The sequence below is a fragment of the Kordia sp. SMS9 genome, assembly GCF_003352465.1.
Taxonomy (GTDB): Bacteria; Bacteroidota; Bacteroidia; order Flavobacteriales; family Flavobacteriaceae; genus Kordia.
The window spans coordinates 3,151,722-3,176,302 of record NZ_CP031153.1; the positions used below are offsets into that span (position 1 = coordinate 3,151,722).

Here is a 24,581-nt window from a genome sequence, read left to right on the forward strand (position 1 = left end):
CATAATCAAGAAATACAGCATGTCAGATAAAATTAAATACGAAATTGAGTTCCCTATACAATCTTCACCACAGCTTTTATTCCAATACCTGTCAACACCTTCAGGATTGTCCGAGTGGTATGCAGATAACGTAAATTCTCGAGGAGAACTTTTTACATTTATTTGGGATGGTAGCGAAGAAACAGCAAAGTTATTAGCCAAAAAGAACAACGAACGCATCCGCTTTCAATGGGAAGAGAATGAAGACACGCCATATTATTTTGAATTGAAAATCGTTGTCGACGAAATTACGAAAGATGTTTCCCTAATTGTCATCGATCATGCAGATGATGATGAAGAAGTGGAAGAAGGTAAAATGTTGTGGGAAAACCAAATAGGAAGCCTGAAACAAGTTTTGGGTTCACGCTAAGAAAAACCATTTATAAGAAGTATATTTGCCTTGAGAAAATCAAGGCTTTTTTTATGGTAAATTTTAATGGAAATATCAGCGAAGAAACGACGCTCTTAGATGTTGAAAATAGAGGAATAAAATATGGCGATTCCTTATTTGAAACGCTTCGAATTGTGGGACATAAAATCCTCTTTTGGGAAGATCATTATTTCAGACTCATGGAATCAATGCGAATTCTTCGAATGGAAATTCCGATGAATTTTACCATGGAATTCCTAGAAGCAGAAATTCTAAATACCATAAAAACAAACGATTTGACAAACGCTCGTGTTCGTTTTACAGTCTATCGAGGCAATGGCGGACTCTACATGCCAACTTCCAATGAAATTGAATATGTAATCACAGTCAATACACTTACATCTCCTTTTTATTTGCTTTCAGACGCAACATTTGAAGTCGATCTATACAAAGATTTTTACATCAATAAAGGATTGCTTTCCACATTAAAAACGAATAACAAAGTCATTCATGTCTTAGGAAGTATTTATGCGAAAGAAAATGCGTTAGATAACTGTTTGCTTGTCAATGAAGATAAAAGTGTGGTAGAAGCCTTAAATGGAAATATTTTCTTGGTGAAAGATAATGTAATCAAAACACCACCAATTACAGATGGATGTTTGAAAGGAATTCTGCGAAAGCAATTGATAGAAATTCTTGAAAAAACACCTAACTATGAATTGAAAGAGGAAAGTATCTCTCCGTTTGAAATTCAAAAAGCAGACGAGTTTTTTATAACAAATGTCATCAAAGGAATTGTACCGATTACAAAATACCGAAAAAAGCAGTTTGAATCTACGGTTGCAAGAGATTTAATCGCAAAATTAAATATGAAAATTAGACTAGGCGCGTAACTAATTATGACTCGGATCTTCAGGAGCATTCGACCAAATCAAATACTCACCACCAAGTTCCATCATTTTTTTACGCCAAATAGATTTGCAAGATTTGGAAATGATTTCTTTCTGAAACTCATTCTCCACAATAATCCAAGAATTGGAATTCAATTCTTCACTAAGTTGATTGGCATGCCAACCAGAATAACCTAAGAAAAATTTAATGTCATCTTGTTGTAATTTGTCTTCTTCCAACAATTTAATAATAGAAGAAAAATCGCCGCCCCAATAAATCCCCAGCGAAATTTCTATACTATTAGGCACCAAATGTGGTATTTTATGAATAAAATATAAATTATCTTGTTCTACAGGTCCGCCATTATATACTTTAAACGTCGTTTTTGCGTTCGAAAATTGCGGAATCAAGTCAGAAAGATGCACATTTAGTGGTTTATTTAAAATAAAGCCAATGGAACCTTCTTCAGTATGATCAGCAAGTAAAACAACTGATCTGTTGAAAGATACATCTCCTATAATAGATGGTTCAGCTATTAAAAGATGTCCTTTATCTGGTTTTAAGGCTATCATTTATTTTTTTTTAGGTTACTTAAATCTATTAAAAAAAAACCAAATAATCAAATTCAAGAAATTATCTAAACCTATATAAAACGAAAAAGCACCCAAATTTGGGTGCTTTTTGTCTAATTTATATGTAATATAATTAGTTTACTGCTTTTCCTAAATCAGAACCTGCTTTAAATTTTACTACTTTTTTAGCAGCAATTTGGATAGTTTTTCCAGTTTGTGGATTTCTTCCTTCTCTTGCAGCTCTTTCTGAAACTGACCAAGATCCGAAACCTACTAAAGAAACTCTTTTTCCGTCCTTTAAAGCTCCTTCTACATTTCCTAAAAATGATTCCAATGACTTCTTTGCTGCAGCTTTAGAGATTCCTGCGTCAGCAGCCATTGCGTCAATTAATTCTGTTTTGTTCATAATTGTTGAATTATTAATTGTTGGTTAAACATTATTTTTTAAAAGCACTACAAATTTATACGGATTTCTTTGCCATGCAAGTAATAGCGCGGGAAAACCGCGTTTTTGTTGATAACTTAATACGATTGTTAATAAACACAACGATTTTTTATTGTTTTTCTCTCGTATCAGTAAATATAAGGGTTACGAGACTTTTGCCTCTTTTTCGAAGCGAAAACCGTTTAACAAAGCACTAATTTCCATTGAACGCTTTCCTGGAAGCTGTACAATTTTCAAAAAAATGTAACCTTCTTGGATAGCAATTTTTACCTCTTTTTTAGTGCTAATCACACTTCCAACTGCATGTTGATGTGCTTCGACAATCTTTTCTACCTCATATATTTTAATAGTATAGCGATCTTCTCCATTATATAAAGTGGTCCAAGCAGTAGGATACGGACTCAACCCACGAATCTTATTATATATATTGTCTATCGTATCTGTCCAATCAATTTGGCAAGTTTCTTTGTGAATCTTGTAGGCCGTTTTGGTTTCTTCAATAGTAGGTTGTATTGTCGTGGAAACTTCATCCTTTTCTATATGTTGAACGGTTTTCAGCACCAAACCACTTCCAATAGTCATCAGTTTATCATGTAATGAACCTGCATTTTCGGAAGGATCAATCAAAACTTCTTCCTGAAAAATCATCGCGCCTGTATCAATCTTCTCATCAATAAAAAATGTTGTGACGCCCGTTTTGGTTTCTCCGTTAATAATTGCCCAATTAATTGGCGCGGCACCTCTATAATCAGGAAGTAAAGAAGCGTGTAAATTAAAGGTTCCGTATTCGGGCATTTGCCAAACAACCTTTGGCAACATTCTAAATGCAACGACAATTTGTAAATTCGCGTTTAACGCTTTCAATGCTGAAACAAAAGAAGTGCGCTTCAAATTGGTAGGTTGCAACACGGTCAAATCATTTGCCAATGCAAACTTCTTTACTGCCGATTGATGCAATTTTCGTCCACGACCTGCAGGCTTATCAGGTGCAGTAATTACGCCAACTACATTGTAATTTGCGTCTAAAAGTGCTTGTAATGTTGCTACGGCAAAATCGGGCGTGCCCATAAAAACGATTCTTAAATCTCTCATATAGTATATGTATACGTATTTTTTTCTGTTAAAGTAATCTGTTCAGCCTCCAAAAGTAATTGAATTACCGCTAATATAAGATTTTCTCTGTAAGGTAAAAGGGTACAAATTTCGGTAGAAGGCATCGGTTTTTCTTGTAAAAGTTTTAAAATTTCATCTCTTACGAGGAATTGCAATTCCGTATCAGGTGTTGTAGTAGTTTTGGTTTTGCATACAGAGCAAATGCCGCATGCTTTTTTAGTATGTTCTCCAAAATAGGAGAGTAGCTGTTTATTTTTACACGTTTCCGAATCTTTAATGTAGTTAATTACAGATTGAACGCGCTTCTTTTTCAGTTCCTGTTGTTGTTGTACTTCTTTTGCGATCGGATGAATGGTTTTGTCATCTTCACGTGCAACTAAAAAAGTGACTTCAGCGTCCGTTTGAATCTCGTCTAACAGTATAATTTCATCTTTTGCCAACTGCTGAATGGTCTCTGTAATTTTTCCCTTTGGCAATCCTAATTTCTGTGCGAGGAAGTGTGTGTTGATATTTATTTTCTGTTCAAAAGCGCCACCGTAGGTTCGCAAAATAGCTTGTGTAATCAAACTAATGTTTGGATTCTTATCTAAATAATTCATCAAGTTGAATTGATCTACGATGAATTTTAAAGAAGTCTTTCGATGAAAATGCTGTGAAAGCTGAATAATACTATGTCTATCCAACAGTTGTAATGCGGAATATGTTTTTTGTGTGGGAAATTGATATGCTTTGCAAAAATCGTAAAAAGGCAAGGCATGTTTGGTATCATAGCCTTCACCATAGGCAATTTGAAAGAAACTACACAGCTTCCTGAACACGAGTTTTAAAAAATCGACACTTGGCAAATTGTGAATGAATTGTTTTTGTAACGCATCAATATCGTTGGCATCCGTTAGAATGATGGCGTTTGCATATTCGCCATTTCGTCCGGCGCGCCCAGCTTCTTGATAATAATTTTCCAAACTATCGGGCAATTGCACATGAATCACGTTTTTTACATCAGGTTTGTCAATGCCCATTCCAAATGCATTCGTTGCTACGATGGTTTGTACTTTTCCTTGCAACCAAAGCTGAAGGTTCTTTTTTTTCACTTCTGACGAAAGTCCACCATGAAAAAACACACTCGTAAATCCTTTCCGTGAAAGCGCTTCTTGAATGCTCACGGTGCTTTTTCGGTTGCGCGTATACACAATGCAAGACTGTGGATATTTGCGCAAGGTTTTTTCAATCGTTGTGATTTTATGTTCAGTTTCCAACACGGTATAGGCTAAATTTTCACGTGTAAACGACTGCTGAAACTTTTGCACATTTTTTAAATGCAGACTTTCCTCAATATCTTTTACAACGACTGGCGTTGCGGTCGCTGTCAGTGCAATACACGGAATATTTGGCAATAGTTCTCGAAGCGTATTGATGTTTTTATAGGCGGGACGAAAATCATTTCCCCATTGCGAAATACAATGTGCTTCATCAACTGCTATCAAATTGACGTTCATTTGCTTGATGCGCTCTTGAATGATTTCTTGTTGTAAACGTTCAGGAGACACATATAAAAACTTGTAATCGCCATACACACAATTGTCTAGTAAATTACTGATTTCTTCACGTTTCAGTCCGCCTGTAAGTGCAATTGCTTTAATTCCGTTTGCCTTTAAATTGGCAACTTGATCTTGAATCAAAGCTACTAATGGCGAAATGACGATGCAAATTCCGTCCATTGCCAATGCAGGAATTTGAAAACAAACTGATTTTCCACCGCCAGTGGGCAATAAAGCTAAGGTATCTTTTTGTTGAATAACCGCATTGATAATATCTTCTTGCAACGGACGAAACGAAGTATGTCCCCAGTATTTTTCTAGAAGTGCAAGCGGTTTGGTCATTCGTGAGTTTTAAGTGTATTTAGGATAAATGTTACACGTTCTGAAACAGTTCCAAAAGGAACATCAATTAGATGATATCCATGTTTTTCATACGCAGTTGTCAAATATTGTTGAATTTTTTGGGCTTCTTCATAACTTTCGTAACGTTCATTATCTTGCTCATAAATTTCTTCCCAAGGCGCCAACATAAACACAATGTCGTATGTATACTCGTAGCATGCATTGTGGAACATTTCTGGGTACGAATCGCCTGTATAATCCATATATGCGGCTACATCAGGAATGCCTCGATCGTAAAAAGCATAGGGTGTATTGAGCGGTTCGGCATCTTTAAATTGTTCAATTCTACCTTTTAGGAGCAATTCGCTAAACAATAACGGTTGTGTTAAAAATAATTGTTCAATGCCTCTTTTTTGTGCTGCGGCTGTGACTTCTCGTGAAATTTCATGAAAGCACACATGTCCTTTTGCTTCTAAATCAGTAATTAAGGTAGATTTTCCTGTGCCAGGTCCGCCAACAATAAGTATTCTTTTCGTGTTCAATCTGAATAATTTATGGGATAAAATTACGGAAATTGTAAGGAATATGAAAGTTTTTAGTTCGAGTCGGAGACTCACACTAGTCATAGAAGTTTTTAAATGGCTGGTCAGCGTCTGAGACTCTGACTAAAACTATATAAAAGTTTTCAAAGAAGCTGTATCTTTGCCATTCACTAAGAAAAATAGACTGTATGAGTTCAAAAAACGATTCACAAGCGTTTTATGCAAAATTGAAAACACAATTAGAGGAAACGACTCAATTTCCATCATTATACATGTATAAATTCATTGTCCCTTCTAGCGAAGAAAGAATCCAAGAAGTACATGAAGTTTTTAATAATTTAGGCGCGGTTATCAATACTAAAAAGTCTTCAAAAGGAACCTATACAAGTGTAACCATTACGGCAAATATGAAAAGTGCCGACGCTGTAATTGCTAAATATAAGGAAGCAAGTATGATAGAAGGTATAATTTCTCTGTAAGGAACAGAGTTATATAGATTTTTTTTACTATTTTGCAAGCACAAAATAATCTTCACACGAACTTTATTTTACTTCAATAACATACCTTACAAATACATTTTATTTTGATTGACCAATTAGAGTACAATACAGAACGCCTACGATTGATTATTCCTGAATATGGTCGTCATATTCAAAAAATGATTGATATTGCCGTTGCTACAGAAGATGCCGAAGAACGCAATAAACAAGCAAAAGCTATTATTGGCGTGATGGGAAATTTACAACCGCATCTGCGTGATGTGCCTGATTTTCAACACAAGTTGTGGGATCAGCTTTTTATCATGTCTGATTTTAAACTAGACGTAGACTCTCCATTTCCAAAACCATCTAAAGAAATATTGCAAGAACGTCCTGATCCGTTAGGATATCCGCAAAACTTCCCTAAATATCGTTTCTATGGAAATAATATAAAGCGAATGATTGATGTGGCTAATAACTGGGAAGAAGGCGAAATGAAAGAAGCGTTAGAGTATGCCATTGCCAATCACATGAAAAAATGCTACCTCAATTGGAATAAAGATACGGTAGAAGATTACGTTATTTTCAAACATTTATTTGAGTTGAGTGATGGTAAAATTGATTTGGCTGCGAAAAATGAAGACTTGTCAGATGCTTCCAATCTGCTGAAGCAAAAGAAAAAGTTTACGCACAGCAATAAAAATCAACAACGAAGTAACAAAAACCGTAGCAATAGAAAGCGCTACTAACAAAATTCATTATCATATTTTATGGGGACTTTTAAGATTGAAGGTGGTCATCAGTTAAAAGGAAGTATTCAGCCACAAGGTGCTAAAAATGAAGCGTTGCAAATATTATGTGCCGTTTTGTTAACACCTGAAAAAGTGACAATTAGCAATATTCCTGACATTGTCGATGTAAACAAATTAATCATGCTTTTAGGAAACTTAGGTGTGAAAACTCAAAAAAACGGACCAGGATCGTATACGTTTCAATCGGACGATATCAATCTCAAATACTTAGAATCAGAACAATTTAAAGAAGAAGGACGTGGATTGCGAGGTTCTATCATGATTGTAGGGCCATTATTAGCGCGTTTTGGGAAAGGATATATTCCGAAACCTGGCGGAGATAAAATTGGTCGCAGACGTTTAGATACGCATTTTGAAGGTTTTATAAAGCTTGGCGCAAAATTTAGATACAATCGAGAAGATTATTTTTACGGTGTAGAAGCGAAAAAGTTGCAAGGAACCTACATGTTATTGGATGAAGCTTCCGTAACAGGAACCGCTAATATTGTAATGGCAGCCGTATTAGCAGAAGGAACCACAACAATTTACAATGCTGCTTGCGAACCGTATTTGCAACAATTGTGTAAAATGTTGAACCGAATGGGCGCTAAAATTAGTGGCGTAGGTTCAAATTTATTAGTAATTGAAGGTGTTGACGAATTAGGTGGAACAGAACACAGAATGCTTCCAGATATGATTGAAATTGGAAGTTGGATCGGTTTGGCGGCGATGACTAAAAGCGAACTCACAATTAAAAATGTAAGTTGGGAAGATTTAGGTCAAATACCAGAAGTATTTAGAAAACTCGGAATTACAGTGGAACGTCAAGGTGATGATATTCATGTACCTGCACATAAAGATGGATATGAAATTCAAAATTATATTGACGGTTCTATCTTAACGATTGCGGATGCACCGTGGCCTGGATTTACGCCTGATTTGCTAAGTATTGTCTTGGTAGTTGCTACGCAAGCACGCGGAAGTGTCTTAGTACATCAAAAAATGTTTGAAAGCCGCTTATTCTTTGTTGATAAATTGATTGATATGGGCGCAAAAATTATTCTATGTGATCCGCATAGAGCAAGCGTTATTGGTCACGACTTTAAATCGCAACTAAAAGCAACCACAATGGTTTCACCAGACATTAGAGCGGGAATTTCATTATTGATTGCGGCGTTATCTGCTAAAGGAACTTCCACAATTCACAATATTGAACAAATTGATAGAGGTTACGAAAATATTGACGAACGTTTACGTGCCATTGGAGCGAAGATTGTACGTTTATAATTTTTACACATAAAAAATACATACAGAAAGTCATTTTATGAGAATAGAGTGACTTTTTTTTATGGGAAGATTTTTAGAGATTATATTTTCGTAACTTTAATCTCAACACGTCTATTAGAACTGCGATCGCGTCTTCCTTTTTCAGGAAAACGTAATGGAGAGGTAAATGCGTATCCTTTGTAGCTGAGTCGTTTTGCTGAAATTCCTCTGCTAATTAAATATCTGTAAATAAAACGCGCTCTATCAATAGAAAGGGTTTGCGTACCTGTATCACTATTTAAAGCATCTGAAATATCGTCGCCACCGCAACATACATGTCCTTGTATTTCCACATGAATAGTTCTGTTTTTCCTTAAAAACCGAACTAGTTTTTCGAGTTCTTTTTTAGAGGATTTCATCAGTGTAACTCTTCCAACTTTAAAATTAATTTTTCCAAAAGCATACGATTTCCCTACTCGAAGTTTATTGATTGGAACAGCATAAATGTTTTCTTTCCGAGAAACAACTACAGGTTTATTTTCGTTTTTTGAAATAACAATAGAAACTCTTCGATGTTGTCTTACACCAACACGTTCATTTTGGTTTTTAGCTGCTGTTGGCAATTCGCCTTTTGCTTCTTTTTCAATAGAATTGATAAGCCATACATAATTTTTTTCCAAAAAAGTACTTACGGAAGTCGCTCTGTCTTGTGAGAGTTTGAGATTGAAATTTTCAGTATCTACAAAATCGGTATAGCCTTTTATGATAAAATTGTAAGTAGCAGTGCTATCTAAAGAGGAAAGTTGTTTGTGTATTTTTTTGGTATTTTTGGTTGATAGCGTGAATTTTCCAGAGCCAAAATAAATGTCAAACTCAACTTCTTGTGCTTGGCAAAGACTGATACTACATAACCAGATGATAAGTAGTTGTTTCATAAGATACCTTTTGGGATGAAAAAGGTACAAAAATCTATATAAAAAATAAGGGCAACTAAAAGATAGTTGCCCTTACCAGTCTTAAAAATGGTTTTTTGAATCTAATACACCTAATTTAGATTCGGTAATATAACCTTATTAACAACATGAATTACACCATTCACTGTCTGAACTTCAGCGACGTTAGCCGCCGGTTCTATTGTATAAGTCTGTAAAATCTTATTGTGTGTAGCTGTTTTACAAACATTTTAATTTCATTTTAATTTTTACCAATCACCTATATTATAGTTGTGGTAAAATAACTTCGCTGATTACATGAATTACACCGTTTGCAGCTTGAACATCAGTAACAACAATGTCACCCATTCTTCCATTAAGGTCTGTAAATGAAGCGCCTCCTGCTGTATTGATTGTAAAATCAGCTCCCAAAGTGTTGTCAACAGTCATTCCATCCATTAAAGTAGATGCTAATACATTTGCTCCTGCTATCACGTGTGTGTTAAGAGTAGCTTCTAATGTCGCTGTTGGAATGTCTGCTAAATCGTTCACACCTTCTAATTCTCCAATTAGATTAGTAAAAGCCTGATTTGTAGGTGCAAATACTGTAAATGGAGCTGGAGTTCCTGTAGTACTCAATGTAGCTACATACGTAAATGAAGTTTCTCTTGTTAAAGCTGCTACCAAGCTACTAAATGTAGCATCCGCTGTTGCAAATGTTACTACTGTTGGTAACCCGATTACTGAATTTACAGCATGGATCACTCCATTATCAACAGGTACATCTGCGGTAGATACAGTAGATATTCCGTTTAACACCACACCATCTGCTGTGTTTACATACATGTTAAGTGTGTTTCCAGTTGTAGCTTCTTGGGCTAAAGTTTCAATGTATCCAGTCGTTAAATTTCCTGAAGTATTAGTGCCATTCACCACATGATTTAATAATACTTGAGTTAATACGTCTACTGGTACTGCTTCTAAATTGGCAAAGCCATTATCAGAAAGGAATGTGTCAAATGCAGTATTATTTGGAGCAAATACTGTATATTCAGTATCTCCATCTAATACACTTGTTAAACCTGCTCTATCTAATGCAGCTCCTAAAGAACTGTAATCAGAATTCGCAGCTACGAAATCTGCGATTGTGTTTGTTGCTGGTGCTACGGTGACTGTATTGTCATCATCACTACAAGATGTAAGTGTGAATAGTGCCATAACAAAAGCCATAAGGATAAATGTTGTTTTCTTTTTCATAACAATTTTATTGCTTTTTGTTTTTAATTGTTTTTAACGATCAATACAAAGATAAATAAAATGTTTAAACAATTTTAAAAAAGATTAAACAAAAATTGTTAATTGTTTGTTAAAAGCTTTAAAAGGTTAAACAGAAAAATCACTTATTTTAGCTGTTAATTCCACTTTTGTACTTCTCAAGGCAGCGTTCACGGGCAAATTTGTGTTCTACAATTGGTTTAGGATATGAAAATTCTTGATAGTCAGGAACCCACTTTTTTATATAAATATGATCCTTGTCAAACTTTTTTATTTGTGTAGTTGGATTGAAAATTCTAAAATAAGGTGATGCATCACATCCAGTTCCGGCAACCCATTGCCAATTTCCAACATTTTGGGCAAGGTCAAAATCCAGTAATTTTTTCGCAAAATATGCTTCGCCCCAAGTCCAATCAATTAATAAATGTTTGCATAAAAAACTTCCTGTAAGCATGCGTACTCTGTTGTGCATGTATCCTGATTTGTTAAGTTCCCGCATTCCTGCATCTACTAATGGATATCCTGTTTTTCCTTCGCACCACGCTTTAAATTCTTCTTCGTTGTTTCGCCATTGAATACCGTCATATTTGGATCTGAAATTATTAGTGACAGATTTTGGAAAATGCCAAAGTATTTGCATAAAGAATTCTCTCCATACGAGTTCTTTTAAAAAGGTATTGTTTTCAGATTCCAGTCCGTTTTGCACACATTGGCGAACGCTGATTGTTCCAAAACGTAAATGCGGACTTAATCTTGAAGTTCCTTCTATGGCTGGAAAGTTCCGTGTATCTTCATAATTGTCAATTCTTTGGTCTGTGATCGTATAGGGCAGAACTTTGATGTTTGATTCTTTAAAACCGATATCTTCTAGTGAAGGGAAATCAAAAGATTCGTTCGCGTAATTTTCAGAGTGAAACTCGCAATCAACACTTTTATAATCTTCTTCTTTGAGCGTTGCAAGCCATTTTTTGGAATACGGCGTGTATACAACATACGGATCACCATCATCTTTTACAATATCGTCTTGTTCAAAAATCACTTGATCTTTAAAGGTTTTAAATTCAACATCATGATCCTTTAGTAATGTTGCAATTTCTTCATCTCTTTGGGAAGCATACGGTTCGTAATCGCGATTTGTATATACCGCAACAACAGAAAATGAGTTTATGAGTTCTTTGATGACTTCCACAGGTTTTCCATGCTTTACAGCAATAGAAGCATCCTGTTTTTTAAGTGTATGGTTAATTTTTTCTAATTCTTGATGAATAAATGTCACCCGTGCATCATCTTCGGGTAATTTGTCAAGAATATCGCTGTCAAAGATGAATAGTGGAATTACTTTGTATCCGGATGTTAAAGCATTATGCAATCCGACGTTGTCTGTGATGCGTAGATCTCTTCGATGCCAAAAAAGTACGTACTTATCCTTCATAAGTTCCAAATAGTTCAGTTAGTTTTTTAGTTCGATATTCAAATATTTCTTTTAGTTTAGGTTTTACGATGATGGGATGCATCAATCTTCCCAAAAAGCCTAGTGGAATTTTATAATCTATAATATCTTCCATTTCTACACCACCAGGAATTTCTTTGATAAAATGCTTGTGATGCCACATTGTATACGGACCAAAACGTTGTTCATCTACAAAGTAATGTTGATGCTTTACATGTGTAATTTCAGTTACCCAATGCGTTTTTATATTGAAAACAGGTGTTACCAAATATTGTATTATCTGACCAGGATACATTGCTCTCAATTCTTCTGTCAAGATTTCAAAACCCATATAGTCAGGCGTAATGGTTTTTAAATTCTTTGGATTCGACAAAAAATCCCATGCCTCTTCAAGAGATATGGGAAAGTTTTGTTTACTGTGTAGTCTGTACACAATTCCTTTGGTACTAAATTTTTGCATAAAATTTAATTAGTGAATAAAATATAGCCGTTCAAAGAATTGGCGACTATCATCCATACAAAGTAAGGAAGTATGAATAGTGTGTATATTTTTAGTTGTGGTTTGAATTTGAATGTCATAAAGGCGATCAATCCTGTCAATAAAATCAAATTGATCATGCCTAATAATATGTAATGCTGATTGAAGAATACGTAATTCCAACTGACATTCAACACAAATTGAATCAAAAATAATGTGATGATTGTGCTATTATTCTTTGCTTCTGTAAGTTTTGCCATAAAAATTGAAAAACAAATCATCACAGTCGTCCAAGCAAATCCAAACACCCAGCCTGGTGGTGTCCAAGGTGCTTTTTCTAAATTTGCATACCAAGTTGTTCTAGGACCATCATTCATTAAATAAGCACCCAAACCGAGTGCGCCAAAATTAATGACGAGAAACAGAATTAGCCGAGCATAGAATTTCATACATTATAGTTTAACACTCACAATTCCACAATCCATGGTGAATATTTGCCCAGACGTGGAACGTGCTTTATCAGAAATTAAAAAGTCTGCCATATCTGCTACTTCTTGTGGTTGCAAGAATTTTTTCAGAGGATGACGTTCGGTAATATTTTCAATCATTTTGTCGTTTCGCAACAGCTTACTTGCCAAATCTGTATTGGTAATCGTTGGCGCAATAGCATTTACACGAATTGTTGGGGCAAATTCAGCAGCTAATGTTTTTACCAATCCTTCTACAGCAGATTTTGCCGCAGCAATGCTAGCATGAAAAGGCATTCCCAAGTGAGTTGCCACTGTACTAAATAATAAAATATTAGGATTTGTACCTTTTTTTAAAGCAGGTAGATACTTTTGTATTGCTTTGACAGCACCAATGACGTTGATATCATAATCGTTTTTAAAATCCTCAATTTTCAATCGGGCTATTGGTTTCAAATTTATGCTTCCCGGGCAATAGATTAATGTATCTATTGCCTCCAGTTCGGGAAGTTCATCTTCAAGGATATTACAACTATAATGCGTTAAGTTATTGGATGTGATTTCTGGAGCATTTCGGCTAATGTTGATTACATTATTGTGTGCTACTTGAGCGGACACAATTGCAGCACCAATGCCTCGGCTACCTCCAATTACTACAATGTTTTTCATCTATAAAATAGGTTGAGGGTTGTATGTATGTTTCTCACAATGCGTTACAATGCCAACAGTAGTACACCATCAGCATTGCTTCACATTCATTTGGGTGAGAGTGTTTATTTTAAACGTTTTTCGTATTTTCTTTTAAGAACAGTTAAACGTTTCATGATTTCCATAATTGCAGGATCTTTTTTCTGCTTGTAGATTTCATTAAGACTTAGTATTAAACGCTTAGCTTCTCTACTTGCAGTAATTTTGTCACTTCTTGATCTAAACTTGGTGTTTTCAAAATTTGATACTTCTGAATAAATAGTAGTTGCCATAATTTAATTGTTTAAAAAATTTTGTAATTCTAGGATTTTCTGTGGAGCATTGAAAGCTCCACCGTAATACGATGTAATTGTAGTTGATGAGTCATCTTTAACTCCTCTCGATGAAACACATAAGTGCTTGGCATCAATAATTACAGCTACGTCATCAGTTTGTAATATTTCGCATAATTCTGAAGCAATTTGATTGGTCAGGCGTTCCTGAACTTGCGGTCTTTTTGCATAATATTGAACAATTCTGTTAAGTTTCGATAATCCAATTACTTTTCCAGAGGAAATATACGCAACGTGCGCTTTTCCCATGATTGGAACAAAATGATGTTCGCAGTTAGAGTAAAATTGGATGTTTTTCTCAATAAGCATTTGATTGTATTGATATTTGTTATCAAACAATGCTACTTTAGGTTTGTTTTTAGGATTCAAGCCTGAGAAAATTTCTTCTATGTACATTTTAGCAACTCGTTTTGGAGTTCCTTGTAGTGAGTCGTCAGTTAAGTCTAATCCTAACGTTTCCATAATTTCTGAGAAGTGATAGGCAATTTTTTGTTTTTTCTCTTCATCATCCATTTCGAAAGCATCTGCACGCATAGGAGTTTCCAAACCTGTTAAAAGGTGTTCATCCCCAATTTCATCATGATCAAATCCATTTAAAGAAATAGATGATCCATTTAATTGGTTTAAAACGTCAGCAGTTTTCATATATATTGAAATGTTTAATTTATTTTGAATAAAATTAAACAAAATATTGATAAGAACAAAGTTTTGTTTAGTTTTTTTATCAAATAATTAAACAAAAAATAAAAAGTGCCTTATTTCTTGGAGATTTTATTGTTGCTGATAGCGCGTTGACGCGAGCATTTAAAGCGTCCTTCAGAGAAATCGCGTTTTTTTTGATGCTTGGTTTTGCGACCTTGTACACGTTTCCTCCACATTTTAAAACTTGATGCTTTCATTTCTTTGCGCATCAAATCAATAACTTCTTGCTCTTTGAGTCCAAATTGAAATTGAATAGCGTCAAACGTAGTTCGATCTTCCCACGCCATTTCTATAATTCGGTCAATCTGTCTTGGATTTAAATCGTGTTTCATCCTTCGTAATAATCTGTAGTGTTCAATACTTCGTTTTTCTGCAAGGTCATTTTTTCAATAAATGCCTTGTTTTCTTTGTAAAGTTTGTTCTTTTCAAATTGCACAAATTTCCCATCTGCATGAATGCTGAAGAAAGATGAAGTGTAAATATGCAACTTATAATACGGAATTACCCAAGAAAAGCTATTTAATTTTTTGTGAATATGTATTAAAATACCTTTTGGACGCAATTCAATGCTTCCGTAATTGAGGTCATCCACTGTATTTAGGTATTGTTTTAGGTTCGGACTTACGTCATGAATAATCATTCGTTTAGAGCCAATACCGCGCAATTTGATGCGTTTCATCAGTGGAAATGTTTCTCCCAAATGTGTATCTATGAATCTCGCGGCTTCTTTATCTGTATACGTTGTATTGATAATCATTATGAACTTTTTTTGCGATTAGCTAATGTATGTTTTTTTAAAATTCTGAAGTTTTCTTCAATTACCGTATTTTCATCTTTCATATTCCATAAAATATCACTAGCGTATTTTCGTGTTTCTTGAAGGTCTACAATTGGTTTTGGGTAATTTTTCCCCACAAAGAAATTCGCCATTTGTTGTTCCATCGGTGTCATGCGCGATGGTTCGTGCACAAAAGCAGTGTCTAATTCTGCCAATTCTGGAACCCATTGTTTGATAAAGATTCCTTCAGAATCATGTGCAATTCCGTTTTTTGTCGGATTGTACATGCGCAACATATTAATACCTGTTTCTCCAGCTTGCATTTGTATTTGCGGAAAGTGAATGCCTGGCTCAAAATCTAAGAAATACTGAGATAAAATCATGGCTGCCTTTTGCCAAGGTTGCCATAAATTGTGCGTAAAGAACGATACAATTAAAGCACGCATTCTAAAATTTAAATATCCAGTTTCCTTCAAACAGCGCATGCAAGCATCTACCAATGGATAGCCCGTAGTTCCGTTTTTCCAAGCTTCAATATACCGTTCAGAAACATGTTTTTTAAGTTTGCGATATCCTTTGTTCAAACTTACAAATTCCATTTCGTCTTCCATTTCAAATTTTTGGATAAAATGTGCTTGCCAACGCAGGCGCGAACCAAACGATTCCATTTGCTTTTTGTGAATGTTTTGTTCAATGCAACGAGTGGTTTCTTTCAAAACTTCGCGTACTGAGATATTTCCCCAAGCTAAATATGGAGACAAGCGACTGCAACTACGGCGCGATAGTAATGGTTTTGAGATGTGTGCGTTGTAATTTATTCCACGATCTCTAAAAAATGTGTTCATGTATTTGAGTCCCATCGTAGTGCCTCCTTTTTGAAAAGGCGAATCGTGATCTGTTGTCAAATCAGGCAACTGAAAAAAAGAAGCCAAGTGAGCCACTTCTTCTCTAGTGAATAGCTGTTCTTTTTTTGGACGAAAAGGTAAAAGCGGTTTGTTCATAAACTCTTCCCACAATTCAATCCAATTGCTACGATCTTGTAAACCTCTAAACACGCCATTATTCACATTTTCTTCCCATTTGATCATGTTGTTCAGTAAAAAACGCTTTAAGTTTTTATCACGATCATAGGTCACTTTAATTCCAGTTTCTTGATGCGAATAGAGGTGTGAAATTTTATACGTTTCCTGAATGATCTGCAAAGTTCTATTGATGTTTGATCGTACAATTAAAATTTCACTATTAAAAGCAACCAAAGAATTATTTAAGTCGATTAATGATTCTTTAATAAAATCCCAGTGACGTTCACTGTAGTGCGGATCATTCAGGAGAATATCTTCAAAAACAAATAAAAACAACGTTTTTCGTCCGGAAGAAAGTGCATTGTGTATGGCTTCATTGTCTTGAAGTCTCAAATCGCGCTTAAATAGGACGACGTTTATTTCTGTTTTGTCTTGTATATTCATCTATGTTTTTAATCTTTTTGTATAAGTTTTTTAATCATTCCTTTAAAAATAAAACCGTGAAACGGCAATACGGCATACCAATACAAACGTCCCCAAATACCTTTCGGTCTAAAAGTGGCACGCTGTACTAAATGATCTTTTTCAATTTTAAATTCTAACCAAGCTTCGCCTGGCAAACGCATTTCTGCAAAAAGCAGCAATCTTTTTTCCTCTTTGTCAGCATATAAAACTCTCCAAAAATCGAGTGGATCGCCTGCATTGAGTGTTTTTTGATCTCTTCGACCGCGACGCAATCCAATGCCACCAAAAGCTTTGTCTAAATACCCGCGTATTTTCCATAAAAAAGTAGCGTAATACCAGCCATTTTTGCCACCAATTGCCCAAATTTTGTCAAGGGTTTTTTCCTCATCTATGATTTTCCGTTTTTTAATATCTTTAAAACAACCGTATTCAGGAACTTTGATATAGCGTGAAATTTTTTCTCTGAACAAACCGCTGATAAGTGAATCTTTCCAGCTAGAAATGACACTGTTTTGTTCAATTTTTATAAAAGCATTTTTTACAGCTTCTTTATACGTCATGGGTTGAATATCCAGAATTTCATTGATGTCGCTCGGTTTTCCAATGACTTCTACTTTCATGCTATCAACTAAATTCTTCGCAAGTTTATAGGATGTCGTCGTGATAAAATACAACCAATAGGAGGAAAGCTTCGGCGTCATGACAGGAACTGAAAATATGGTGCGTTTCAATCCTCGAACTTCCGCAAATTGCAACATCATGTCTTTGTAGGTCATTGTGTTTGGACCAAAAATGTCAAACGATTGACGGAATACTTTTTCATTGCCAATCGCTTTTGTCAAATACTCCAACACATTGCGAATGCCAATTGGTTGCGATTTGGTGTTAATCCACTTTGGCGCGACCATAATGGGCAATTTTTCTGTGAGATCGCGAATGATTTCAAACGAAGCACTTCCGCTTCCCACAATAATCCCCGCTCGAAACGTCGTCAACGCGTATATTTCTGATTGCAATGTGATTTCAACATTTTTACGCGATTGTAAATGTTTGGACAATTGCTGATCGTTGACAATACCACTTAAATAAATGACTTGTTGTGCGTTGGTATTTTCAATACATTTTTTGAAATTTATGGCGCAATCTTCTTCCAGTTGTTCAAATTTTGTAGACGAAGACATGGAATGGATTAAGTAATATGCGACATTAATATCTTTCGGAATTCTGTGCAGTGTTTCCGTTTTTAAGAAATCTACTTCAATAATATCAATACGTTCATGAGCTGATACTTCTTCGGGAACACGTTGTTTGTCTCTTACGCAACAAATAATGCTATGTCCCATTTCCAATAAAATTGGAATCAGTCGTTTGCCGATATATCCTGTAGCACCTGTCAGTAGAATTCGCATCGTTTCTTTTGTTTTAGTGAAACTTACTTTTGAAATGTTTCATAAGAGACTTTCAAAGTAAAATCTGTACTAATTCCGCGGTTTAGCAGAGTTTTTCATTGCATGCTTCAATCCTGTCTTTTTTTCCTTTCCAAATTGAAATTTTCAGAGGATTTACTGTTTTACTTCGGACGTTGGTATGGATAGCGCGTTTGCTGATTTGGGACCGCATATCCGTCAAGTCCGTTAATGGTGGCAGTTTCCGCTTTCGCGAGATTGATAAAGCCATCGTTTTCTAAAATAGTATCGTTTATGTGTAAGTGTTCAATTTTCCCAACGATCAAAATCGTATCGTTTTCCTCAATTTTATATTCGCTCAAATAGCGCATGCCAATTTGCACATGACAACCTTTTACATACGGCGCTGCAAAACCATCTTTGTATTCCGTTTCTAAACTTGTTTGATCAAATTCGGACACTTCTTTTGGATATTTGGCAGACGTGTGATGCGCGTCTTGCGTTATTTGTTGATGAATATGATTGATGGTATACATACCTGTGTTTCTAATATTTTCGTATGTATTTCTGGGAACCACCGCTGGTCTCGTGACAAAACCGAGCAATGGCGGATTGGAACCTAAATGCGTTACCGAACTAAAAACGGCCACATTGGTGAAGCCATCTTCTGATGCTGTAGCAATTAGGTTTGCCGATTTATAGCCAGAACAACTGTTGATCAAGTTGATTCGGTATAACTTTTCCATTGCGTCTATGTCTGTACGAGTGATTATTGCCATTATAAATTTTTAAAATTATTAATGATAACATCTTTCGCCTTTAGGTCGTGTAATAGATTGTATAATCCGAAAAACGTTCTATTCATGTAAATAAAATGTTTGGAACCTCTATTTCCGTTCATGCTGCGCAATTGTGTGTTTTTTGCATAGCGTTCTCCGATGTCTGCAATTCTTCCAAAGAATTCTTCATCCGAAAAGTCAAAAATTTCCGTATTGAATGGAGTTGTAAACAATCCGAGTAATTCGTGAAACATCTCAGAGAAAAACGCCAATTCTTCTTTAGAATCGTCTTCGCGAAGAATTTCCAATTCGTATAATTTTTTGGTGAACAATTCCTCGTCATTCAAGGTTTCTTTGTTTGCCAATTCGAAATACGGAACATAAAAATCTTCTGGAATCGCTTTCATACAGCCAAAATCGAGCGCAATCAATTCATTTTCTTTGGAAACTAAGAAATTCCCAGGATGCGGATCGGCATGCACTTTACGGTATTCGTGAATTTGAAACATGTAAAAATCCCAAAGTGTTTGCCCAAGTTTGTTAGCAACTTCTTGATCGGTATTTTTAGCAGTAAACTCAGATAAATGCTCACCTTGCATCCAATCCATTGTAATAATTCGTTCAGAAGAATACGCTTCATAATACTTTGGAAAACGGATGTTTGGTAAATGTTTGCATGCTTCTGACACGTCTTTACTTTGTTTAATTTCAAGTAAATAATCAGTTTCTTCTGTGAGTTTCTCTTCTACTTCCTTAAAGTATTTATCAGAACCTTTTCCGGTAATGTTAAACATGCGAATAGCAATAGGTTTTACGATAGCTAAGTCGGTGGAGATGCTTTGCGCAACTCCTGGATATTGGATTTTCACAGCAAGTTTTTTCCCATCTTTTTCGGCTACGTGTACTTGTCCAATGCTCGCGGCATTTAACGAAGTAGAATTGAAGGTATCAAAAATTTCATTTGGATGTTTACCAAAGTATTTTTTAAATGTTTTTATAACTAGTGGTGGCGACAATGGCGGCACTGAAAATTGTGATAATGAAAATTTTTCCACATACGCTCGTGGCAAAATATTTTTTTCCATACTCAGCATTTGTGCTACTTTTAGCGCACTTCCTTTCAAACTTTTTAAACCATCATAAATATCTTCTGCATTCGATTCGTTCAACCGTTCTTTTGCATCTTCTTCAGAGTTTATGAGTTTATCACCGTAATATTTCAAATAATTCACGCCAACTTTGGCACCAGTCGTTACCAATTTTGTGGCACGTTGAATTTTTGAAATAGGAATTTTATCAATTGTTTTCATTAGGCTTTTATGTCTAGTTTTTCTTTAAATATGAACTTTCCAAAATCTACAATGCTTTTCAAAGGTGTATTATCTATCAAATCAAAACTCGCATTCACAGATTTCTCAATATATTGATCGGTTTTGTCAAAACTAGAAGATGTATCGTCTAGCCAAAACTTCATTGCCATTACAAATTGAATCCAAGCCGTTTCGTTAATCGCTCGGTTTTGTAGCTTTTCCAATCGTTCTTGGTTTAAATCCAGCGTTTTTAAATCTAACGATTCAATAAAGTCTGTAAATACCGTTTTTAGTCCTTTTAAAAGTTTGAGTGATTGCAGTTGATTCTTATCGGAAGTCAAGCCATAAACTACATAACTTCTATTCGCTGTAATCATTTCGAAAAATGTGTAATAGAAACTCAATAATTTATTGCGGGCATCAAAAGTGGCAAATTCTTCACTATTGGCTAATACTTCAAGCGTATTGGTACCAAATGTGGTGAAAATGTTTTCTTCTAAGGATTTGAATGAACTGAAAAATTCATAAAATTTAGCTTCGTCAAAATTGTTGCTTTTTGCGAATGCATATACGTTTTTAGGTTGCGCTCCGTGTTCCAATACATAGTCCATGTATGCGGTAATTATAAAGAGCGAGGTAATATTTTTTTTCTTTGCCATGGTGTACTTTTTAAAACAATGTAAAGATACAACTTGTTTAACTTTTTTTAGTTAAAATTAAACAAAAGTTTTTCACAGTCGTAAAAGTGTATTCTTTTGGAAAGAAAAAGAATGAAGAAATTCGAAATAAAAAAGATAAATTTCAGAGGTTAACAGTCTGTATCACAGCAGTTTTTAGCTTTGACCAGTTTGCAACTTACCACCGCAACTAAGGCTCCAGAAATTGGTGCAACAATGTACAACCATACATCTGTCAGTTGTCCAGAAACCAATGCTGGACCTAACGAGCGTGCTGGATTCATAGAAGCTTTGGTGATTGGACCTGCAAACATCGCTTCTAACAGAACAATTCCTCCAATCGCAATTCCTGCCATCGTGCCCGTTTCTTTACTTCCTGTTGAGACATTTATAATGGTAACCATTAAGAAATAGGTGAGCAAAAACTCCAAAATTAAGGCTTTCCACGGCACAATAGCCGGAATGGTAGCGCCAAGTGTTTCGCTTTCGGGCCAAAACATATACACCATCAGGCTTGCACAAATAGCACCTAAACACTGTGCTAAAATGTATTTTGGAACTTCTCTCCAAGGAAATTTTTTGGCATACGAAAAAGCAATCGTCACTGCGGGATTGAAATGCGCTCCAGAAATTTCACCAAAAGCATAAATCATTGCCATCACAATCAATCCCCACGTAATTGCTACACCAGGATGTGTAATTTCTCCAGTGATATCATTAACGACCATCGCGGCAGTTCCACAAAATACCATGGCAAAAGTTCCTATAAATTCCGAGATGTAATTCTTCATGTTGGGATGTGTTTTGTACGTTTCAAAAATACTATTTCTTATTTTAAGTATTTGTTAACATTTGTTCGTACGGTTTCTGCGTAAATTCGCCTTATTAAAAAACTCTAAATAACAATAAGATGAAAAAAATACTTTTGGCATGTTTCTTAGCTGCAGGAATTAGTGTGCAAGCACAGATCGAAACGCCACAACCAAGTCCAACGGCTAAAGTGGAACAAAAAGTTGGTTTAACAGATGTAACACTTGAATATTCAAGACCAGCAATGCGTGGAAGAAAGATATTTGGTGGATTAGTTCCTTACGATCAATTGTGGAGAACAGGAGCAAATGCAAACACAAAAATTACATTTAGCGACGATGTTACTATTGGAAATTCTGCCGTAAAAGCAGGAACATACGCTATTTTTACTAAACCAGGAAAATCTAACTGGGAAGTAATTTTATATAGCGATTCTTCTAATTGGGGAACACCAAGAGCATGGGACGATGCTAAAGTAGTTGCAAAAGTTGTGGCACCTGTAACTATGATGCCATATGAAACAGAATCATTTACCATTAGCATTGTAAACTTATCAAATAATGGTGCTGATATCGAATTTAAGTGGGACAAAGCATATGTAATTGTTCCTTTCTTAGTACCAACCGATAAAAAAGCAGTTTCAAGCATTGAAAAAATGATGGCTGGACCTGGTGCTGGTGATTATTTTTCTGCTGCTAGGTATTATTTGGAAGAAGGAAAAGATATGGACAAAGCGAAGATGTGGATTGACAAAGCGATTGAAATGACAAGCGATAACCCAAGATTTTGGTATTTAAGACAACAATCGTTAGTATACGCAAAAATGGGTAAGAAAGCAGAAGCTATCAAAATTGCAAAAGAATCAATGGCATTGGCTGAAAAAGCTGGAAATAAAGATTATGTAAAGATGAACAACGACTCTATTAAAGAGTGGTCTATGTAATTTTTTAGTTAAATTATACAAAAGAGGCTGTCTTAAAAGTTATAAAAGCCGTCATTCTGGACTTGATCCAGAATCTCATTAAGCTGATTATCAACTGTTATGAGAAACCGAATCAAGTTCGGTTTGACGAAAATTTGACTTTTCAGACAGTCTCTTTTTTTGTGCTTATCGGTTTTTAGAAGAATTTATCGGGATTTTTGTGTGTAGTTTTTAAAAATAAATTAAATTCAACCTTTTAAAACACCTAACAACATGAATTCTTTTACAAGAGCACTATTTTTAGTGTTGTTCATCAGTATGGTTTCAGTTTCATGTTCTAATGAACAATTGGAAGAACCGATACCAACTACAACACCTGTCATCACGAATGAAATTACACAAGTCATTCTCGATTGGAACCAGCTTTGGTGTCAATTAGATCGGTATGCAACAGGCATGCGACCGAATGCTACCACACGTGCATTAGCGTACATTCATTTGGCAGCTTTTGAAGTATGTGTGGAAGATATGGTGAGTTATACCTCTAATAAAGATCGGTATGCCGAATTGGAGATTGATTTTACGCAACGACAACCAAACATCAATATTGCAATTGCGCTCAACGCATGTTATGCCACGGCAATTGATCATTTTATGTATAATGTGCCATCTAATATTGACAGTCAAATTGCAGTGTTGCGTCAAGCGAAAGAAGCAGCATTAAGTGATGGAATTTCTGATGAAGTTATTCAAAACTCAGAAGATTGGGGAAATTATGTAGCGCAACAAATTATTACATATAGTCAAACAGATACAGAAGCAGAAACGCAACTATTGAGTCCACAACCAACATCGTATGAACCGCCAGTGGGTGTAGGTTTTTGGACGTATAGTGACGAAGCGGAACGCGGATTATTTCCGTATTGGTCTTCCGTACGTACGTTTATCATTTCTTCAGAAGAAACATCTACAGTTCCGCCATCATTAACGTATAGCGAAGACGTGTCAAGCGCATATTATACTGCGATGGAAGAAGTGTACGATGCTAGTGAAGCTGCAAGAACAACCGATACTGAAGGTTTGTGGATTGCAGAATTTTGGTCAAACGATGTAGAAGGCTTGATGATGAGTCCGCCAGGAAGACAAATTTCCATCGCCAATCAATTGATCACGCAATACAATATAACTCATGAAGAAGCTTTGGTGTTGTTGTTGAAACTAGGTTTTTCACTGAATGATGCCGCAGTGTCTACTTGGGCAGATAAGTATGAATATATGGTAATGCGCCCAAGTGTATATATTCAAGAATTTATTGATCCTACTTTCCAGACGAATTTGTTTCCGTTTATTTCGTGGCCAAATCCGACGTTTCCTAGTTATCCATCTGGACATTCAACGTTTGCTTCCGCCGCAGCGGGCATATTTATTCATCATTTTGGAGACAATACAGACTTCACAGATCGTTCTCATGAAGGAAGAACCGAATTTCGTGGCGATCCTAGAACCTATTCAACCTTTACAGACATGGCAGCCGAAAATGGCTTTTCACGTTTGCCGCTTGGCGTACATTTGCGAATGGATTGCACCGAAGGATTGCGTTTAGGTTATGAAATTTCTGATGCGGTCAATACTTTTGATTTGTCGCAATAGAAAATCAATTTAAAAAGGTACAAGTTCGTC

The 24,581-nt window shown here is 35.5% G+C and carries 28 protein-coding genes; 7 read left to right on the forward strand and 21 right to left on the reverse strand.

Translation table 11 applies throughout. From position 1 onward, the window contains the following. Window positions 1-19 precede the first annotated feature (19 nt). Together KORDIASMS9_RS13765 and KORDIASMS9_RS13770 are read left to right on the forward strand one after the other, a co-directional pair. Entirely contained in the window at window positions 20-409 is a 390-nt protein-coding gene (locus KORDIASMS9_RS13765) for an START-like domain-containing protein (RefSeq protein WP_114903391.1), read from the forward strand. Window positions 410-462: 53 nt separating this feature from the next. After that, window positions 463-1,302, forward strand: a complete 840-nt coding sequence (locus tag KORDIASMS9_RS13770) for an aminotransferase class IV (protein WP_114903392.1) — start codon at window positions 463-465, stop codon at window positions 1,300-1,302. Here the strand turns inward: KORDIASMS9_RS13770 and KORDIASMS9_RS13775 are convergent, their stop codons facing one another. The 5 genes from KORDIASMS9_RS13775 to KORDIASMS9_RS13795 all read right to left on the reverse strand — a co-directional run bounded on the left by KORDIASMS9_RS13775 (window position 1,303) and on the right by KORDIASMS9_RS13795 (window position 5,852). Further along, the gene (locus tag KORDIASMS9_RS13775) at window positions 1,303-1,872 is read right to left on the reverse strand and encodes a YqgE/AlgH family protein (RefSeq protein WP_114903393.1); all 570 of its coding nucleotides are present in this window, start codon (window positions 1,870-1,872) and stop codon (window positions 1,303-1,305) included. A gap of 133 nt (window positions 1,873-2,005) precedes the next feature. Further along, window positions 2,006-2,281, reverse strand: coding sequence for an HU family DNA-binding protein (locus tag KORDIASMS9_RS13780; protein ID WP_305778362.1), 276 nt, complete (start codon window positions 2,279-2,281; stop codon window positions 2,006-2,008). 180 nt (window positions 2,282-2,461) lie between these two features. Next, window positions 2,462-3,409, reverse strand: coding sequence for a methionyl-tRNA formyltransferase (fmt, locus tag KORDIASMS9_RS13785; protein WP_114903395.1), 948 nt, complete (start codon window positions 3,407-3,409; stop codon window positions 2,462-2,464). Then, on the reverse strand, window positions 3,406-5,310 hold the full coding sequence (locus KORDIASMS9_RS13790) for an ATP-dependent DNA helicase RecQ (protein ID WP_114903396.1): 1,905 nt from the start codon (window positions 5,308-5,310) through the stop codon (window positions 3,406-3,408). Before KORDIASMS9_RS13790 ends, fmt begins: the two co-directional genes overlap by 4 nt. Further along, window positions 5,307-5,852, reverse strand: coding sequence for an AAA family ATPase (locus KORDIASMS9_RS13795; RefSeq protein ID WP_114903397.1), 546 nt, complete (start codon window positions 5,850-5,852; stop codon window positions 5,307-5,309). The genes KORDIASMS9_RS13790 and KORDIASMS9_RS13795 overlap by 4 nt, the downstream gene beginning before the upstream one ends. A gap of 188 nt (window positions 5,853-6,040) precedes the next feature. Between KORDIASMS9_RS13795 and KORDIASMS9_RS13800 the strand changes: the two genes are divergently transcribed. From KORDIASMS9_RS13800 to murA, 3 genes are all read left to right on the forward strand, one after another. Next, window positions 6,041-6,331: a DUF493 family protein gene (locus KORDIASMS9_RS13800; RefSeq protein WP_114903398.1), complete on the forward strand. Its 291-nt coding sequence runs from the start codon at window positions 6,041-6,043 to the stop codon at window positions 6,329-6,331. 104 nt (window positions 6,332-6,435) lie between these two features. Next, complete coding sequence (locus tag KORDIASMS9_RS13805; RefSeq protein WP_114903399.1) at window positions 6,436-7,080, forward strand: DUF4290 domain-containing protein; 645 nt, start codon at window positions 6,436-6,438, stop codon at window positions 7,078-7,080. Between the two features lie 21 nt (window positions 7,081-7,101). Continuing rightward, complete coding sequence (gene murA / locus KORDIASMS9_RS13810; RefSeq protein ID WP_114903400.1) at window positions 7,102-8,409, forward strand: UDP-N-acetylglucosamine 1-carboxyvinyltransferase; 1,308 nt, start codon at window positions 7,102-7,104, stop codon at window positions 8,407-8,409. 80 nt (window positions 8,410-8,489) lie between these two features. Here murA and KORDIASMS9_RS13815 read toward each other — a convergent pair whose 3' ends face one another. From KORDIASMS9_RS13815 to KORDIASMS9_RS13890, 16 genes are all read right to left on the reverse strand, one after another. Further along, window positions 8,490-9,323 carry an OmpA family protein gene (locus tag KORDIASMS9_RS13815; RefSeq protein ID WP_114903401.1) on the reverse strand — a complete coding sequence of 278 codons (834 nt, stop codon included), beginning with the start codon at window positions 9,321-9,323 and terminating at the stop codon, window positions 8,490-8,492. Between the two features lie 282 nt (window positions 9,324-9,605). Further along, window positions 9,606-10,577 carry a fasciclin domain-containing protein gene (locus KORDIASMS9_RS13820; protein ID WP_114903402.1) on the reverse strand — a complete coding sequence of 324 codons (972 nt, stop codon included), beginning with the start codon at window positions 10,575-10,577 and terminating at the stop codon, window positions 9,606-9,608. A 148-nt stretch (window positions 10,578-10,725) separates the two neighbouring features. Continuing rightward, window positions 10,726-12,027: a deoxyribodipyrimidine photo-lyase gene (locus tag KORDIASMS9_RS13825; RefSeq protein WP_114905252.1), complete on the reverse strand. Its 1,302-nt coding sequence runs from the start codon at window positions 12,025-12,027 to the stop codon at window positions 10,726-10,728. Next, the gene (locus KORDIASMS9_RS13830) at window positions 12,017-12,505 is read right to left on the reverse strand and encodes an SRPBCC family protein (RefSeq protein ID WP_114903403.1); all 489 of its coding nucleotides are present in this window, start codon (window positions 12,503-12,505) and stop codon (window positions 12,017-12,019) included. The genes KORDIASMS9_RS13825 and KORDIASMS9_RS13830 overlap by 11 nt, the downstream gene beginning before the upstream one ends. Window positions 12,506-12,510: 5 nt before the next feature. After that, on the reverse strand, window positions 12,511-12,972 hold the full coding sequence (locus KORDIASMS9_RS13835) for a TspO/MBR family protein (RefSeq protein WP_114903404.1): 462 nt from the start codon (window positions 12,970-12,972) through the stop codon (window positions 12,511-12,513). A 3-nt stretch (window positions 12,973-12,975) separates the two neighbouring features. After that, the gene (locus KORDIASMS9_RS13840; protein WP_114903405.1) at window positions 12,976-13,659 is read right to left on the reverse strand and encodes an SDR family NAD(P)-dependent oxidoreductase; all 684 of its coding nucleotides are present in this window, start codon (window positions 13,657-13,659) and stop codon (window positions 12,976-12,978) included. Window positions 13,660-13,763: 104 nt separating this feature from the next. Then, window positions 13,764-13,970: a hypothetical protein gene (locus KORDIASMS9_RS13845; protein ID WP_114903406.1), complete on the reverse strand. Its 207-nt coding sequence runs from the start codon at window positions 13,968-13,970 to the stop codon at window positions 13,764-13,766. A gap of 3 nt (window positions 13,971-13,973) precedes the next feature. After that, window positions 13,974-14,675, reverse strand: a complete 702-nt coding sequence (folE, locus tag KORDIASMS9_RS13850; protein WP_114903407.1) for a GTP cyclohydrolase I FolE — start codon at window positions 14,673-14,675, stop codon at window positions 13,974-13,976. Window positions 14,676-14,785: 110 nt separating this feature from the next. Next, a complete protein-coding gene (locus KORDIASMS9_RS13855; protein WP_114903408.1) occupies window positions 14,786-15,064 on the reverse strand; it encodes a TIGR03643 family protein in 279 nt (92 codons plus the stop codon). After that, window positions 15,061-15,489 (reverse strand): hypothetical protein, encoded by a 429-nt coding sequence (locus tag KORDIASMS9_RS13860; protein WP_114903409.1) that lies wholly within the window; start codon window positions 15,487-15,489, stop codon window positions 15,061-15,063. Before KORDIASMS9_RS13860 ends, KORDIASMS9_RS13855 begins: the two co-directional genes overlap by 4 nt. Continuing rightward, complete coding sequence (locus KORDIASMS9_RS13865; RefSeq protein ID WP_114903410.1) at window positions 15,489-16,976, reverse strand: cryptochrome/deoxyribodipyrimidine photo-lyase family protein; 1,488 nt, start codon at window positions 16,974-16,976, stop codon at window positions 15,489-15,491. Before KORDIASMS9_RS13865 ends, KORDIASMS9_RS13860 begins: the two co-directional genes overlap by 1 nt. Window positions 16,977-16,984: 8 nt before the next feature. Then, entirely contained in the window at window positions 16,985-18,406 is a 1,422-nt protein-coding gene (locus tag KORDIASMS9_RS13870) for an SDR family oxidoreductase (RefSeq protein ID WP_114903411.1), read from the reverse strand. A gap of 161 nt (window positions 18,407-18,567) precedes the next feature. After that, a complete protein-coding gene (locus KORDIASMS9_RS13875; RefSeq protein WP_114903412.1) occupies window positions 18,568-19,182 on the reverse strand; it encodes a flavin reductase family protein in 615 nt (204 codons plus the stop codon). Then, a complete protein-coding gene (locus KORDIASMS9_RS13880; protein WP_114903413.1) occupies window positions 19,182-20,492 on the reverse strand; it encodes an AarF/ABC1/UbiB kinase family protein in 1,311 nt (436 codons plus the stop codon). The genes KORDIASMS9_RS13875 and KORDIASMS9_RS13880 overlap by 1 nt, the downstream gene beginning before the upstream one ends. Continuing rightward, window positions 20,492-21,151 carry a TetR family transcriptional regulator C-terminal domain-containing protein gene (locus KORDIASMS9_RS13885; protein WP_114903414.1) on the reverse strand — a complete coding sequence of 220 codons (660 nt, stop codon included), beginning with the start codon at window positions 21,149-21,151 and terminating at the stop codon, window positions 20,492-20,494. Before KORDIASMS9_RS13885 ends, KORDIASMS9_RS13880 begins: the two co-directional genes overlap by 1 nt. A gap of 149 nt (window positions 21,152-21,300) precedes the next feature. Then, window positions 21,301-22,011 (reverse strand): MIP/aquaporin family protein, encoded by a 711-nt coding sequence (locus tag KORDIASMS9_RS13890; RefSeq protein ID WP_371412774.1) that lies wholly within the window; start codon window positions 22,009-22,011, stop codon window positions 21,301-21,303. A gap of 68 nt (window positions 22,012-22,079) precedes the next feature. Here KORDIASMS9_RS13890 and KORDIASMS9_RS13895 point away from each other — a divergent pair, with 68 nt between their 5' ends. Both KORDIASMS9_RS13895 and KORDIASMS9_RS13900 read left to right on the forward strand, forming a co-directional pair. Next, window positions 22,080-22,922 carry a DUF2911 domain-containing protein gene (locus KORDIASMS9_RS13895; RefSeq protein ID WP_114903416.1) on the forward strand — a complete coding sequence of 281 codons (843 nt, stop codon included), beginning with the start codon at window positions 22,080-22,082 and terminating at the stop codon, window positions 22,920-22,922. 252 nt (window positions 22,923-23,174) lie between these two features. Next, window positions 23,175-24,551, forward strand: a complete 1,377-nt coding sequence (locus KORDIASMS9_RS13900) for a vanadium-dependent haloperoxidase (protein ID WP_114903417.1) — start codon at window positions 23,175-23,177, stop codon at window positions 24,549-24,551. Window positions 24,552-24,581: the final 30 nt, after the last annotated feature.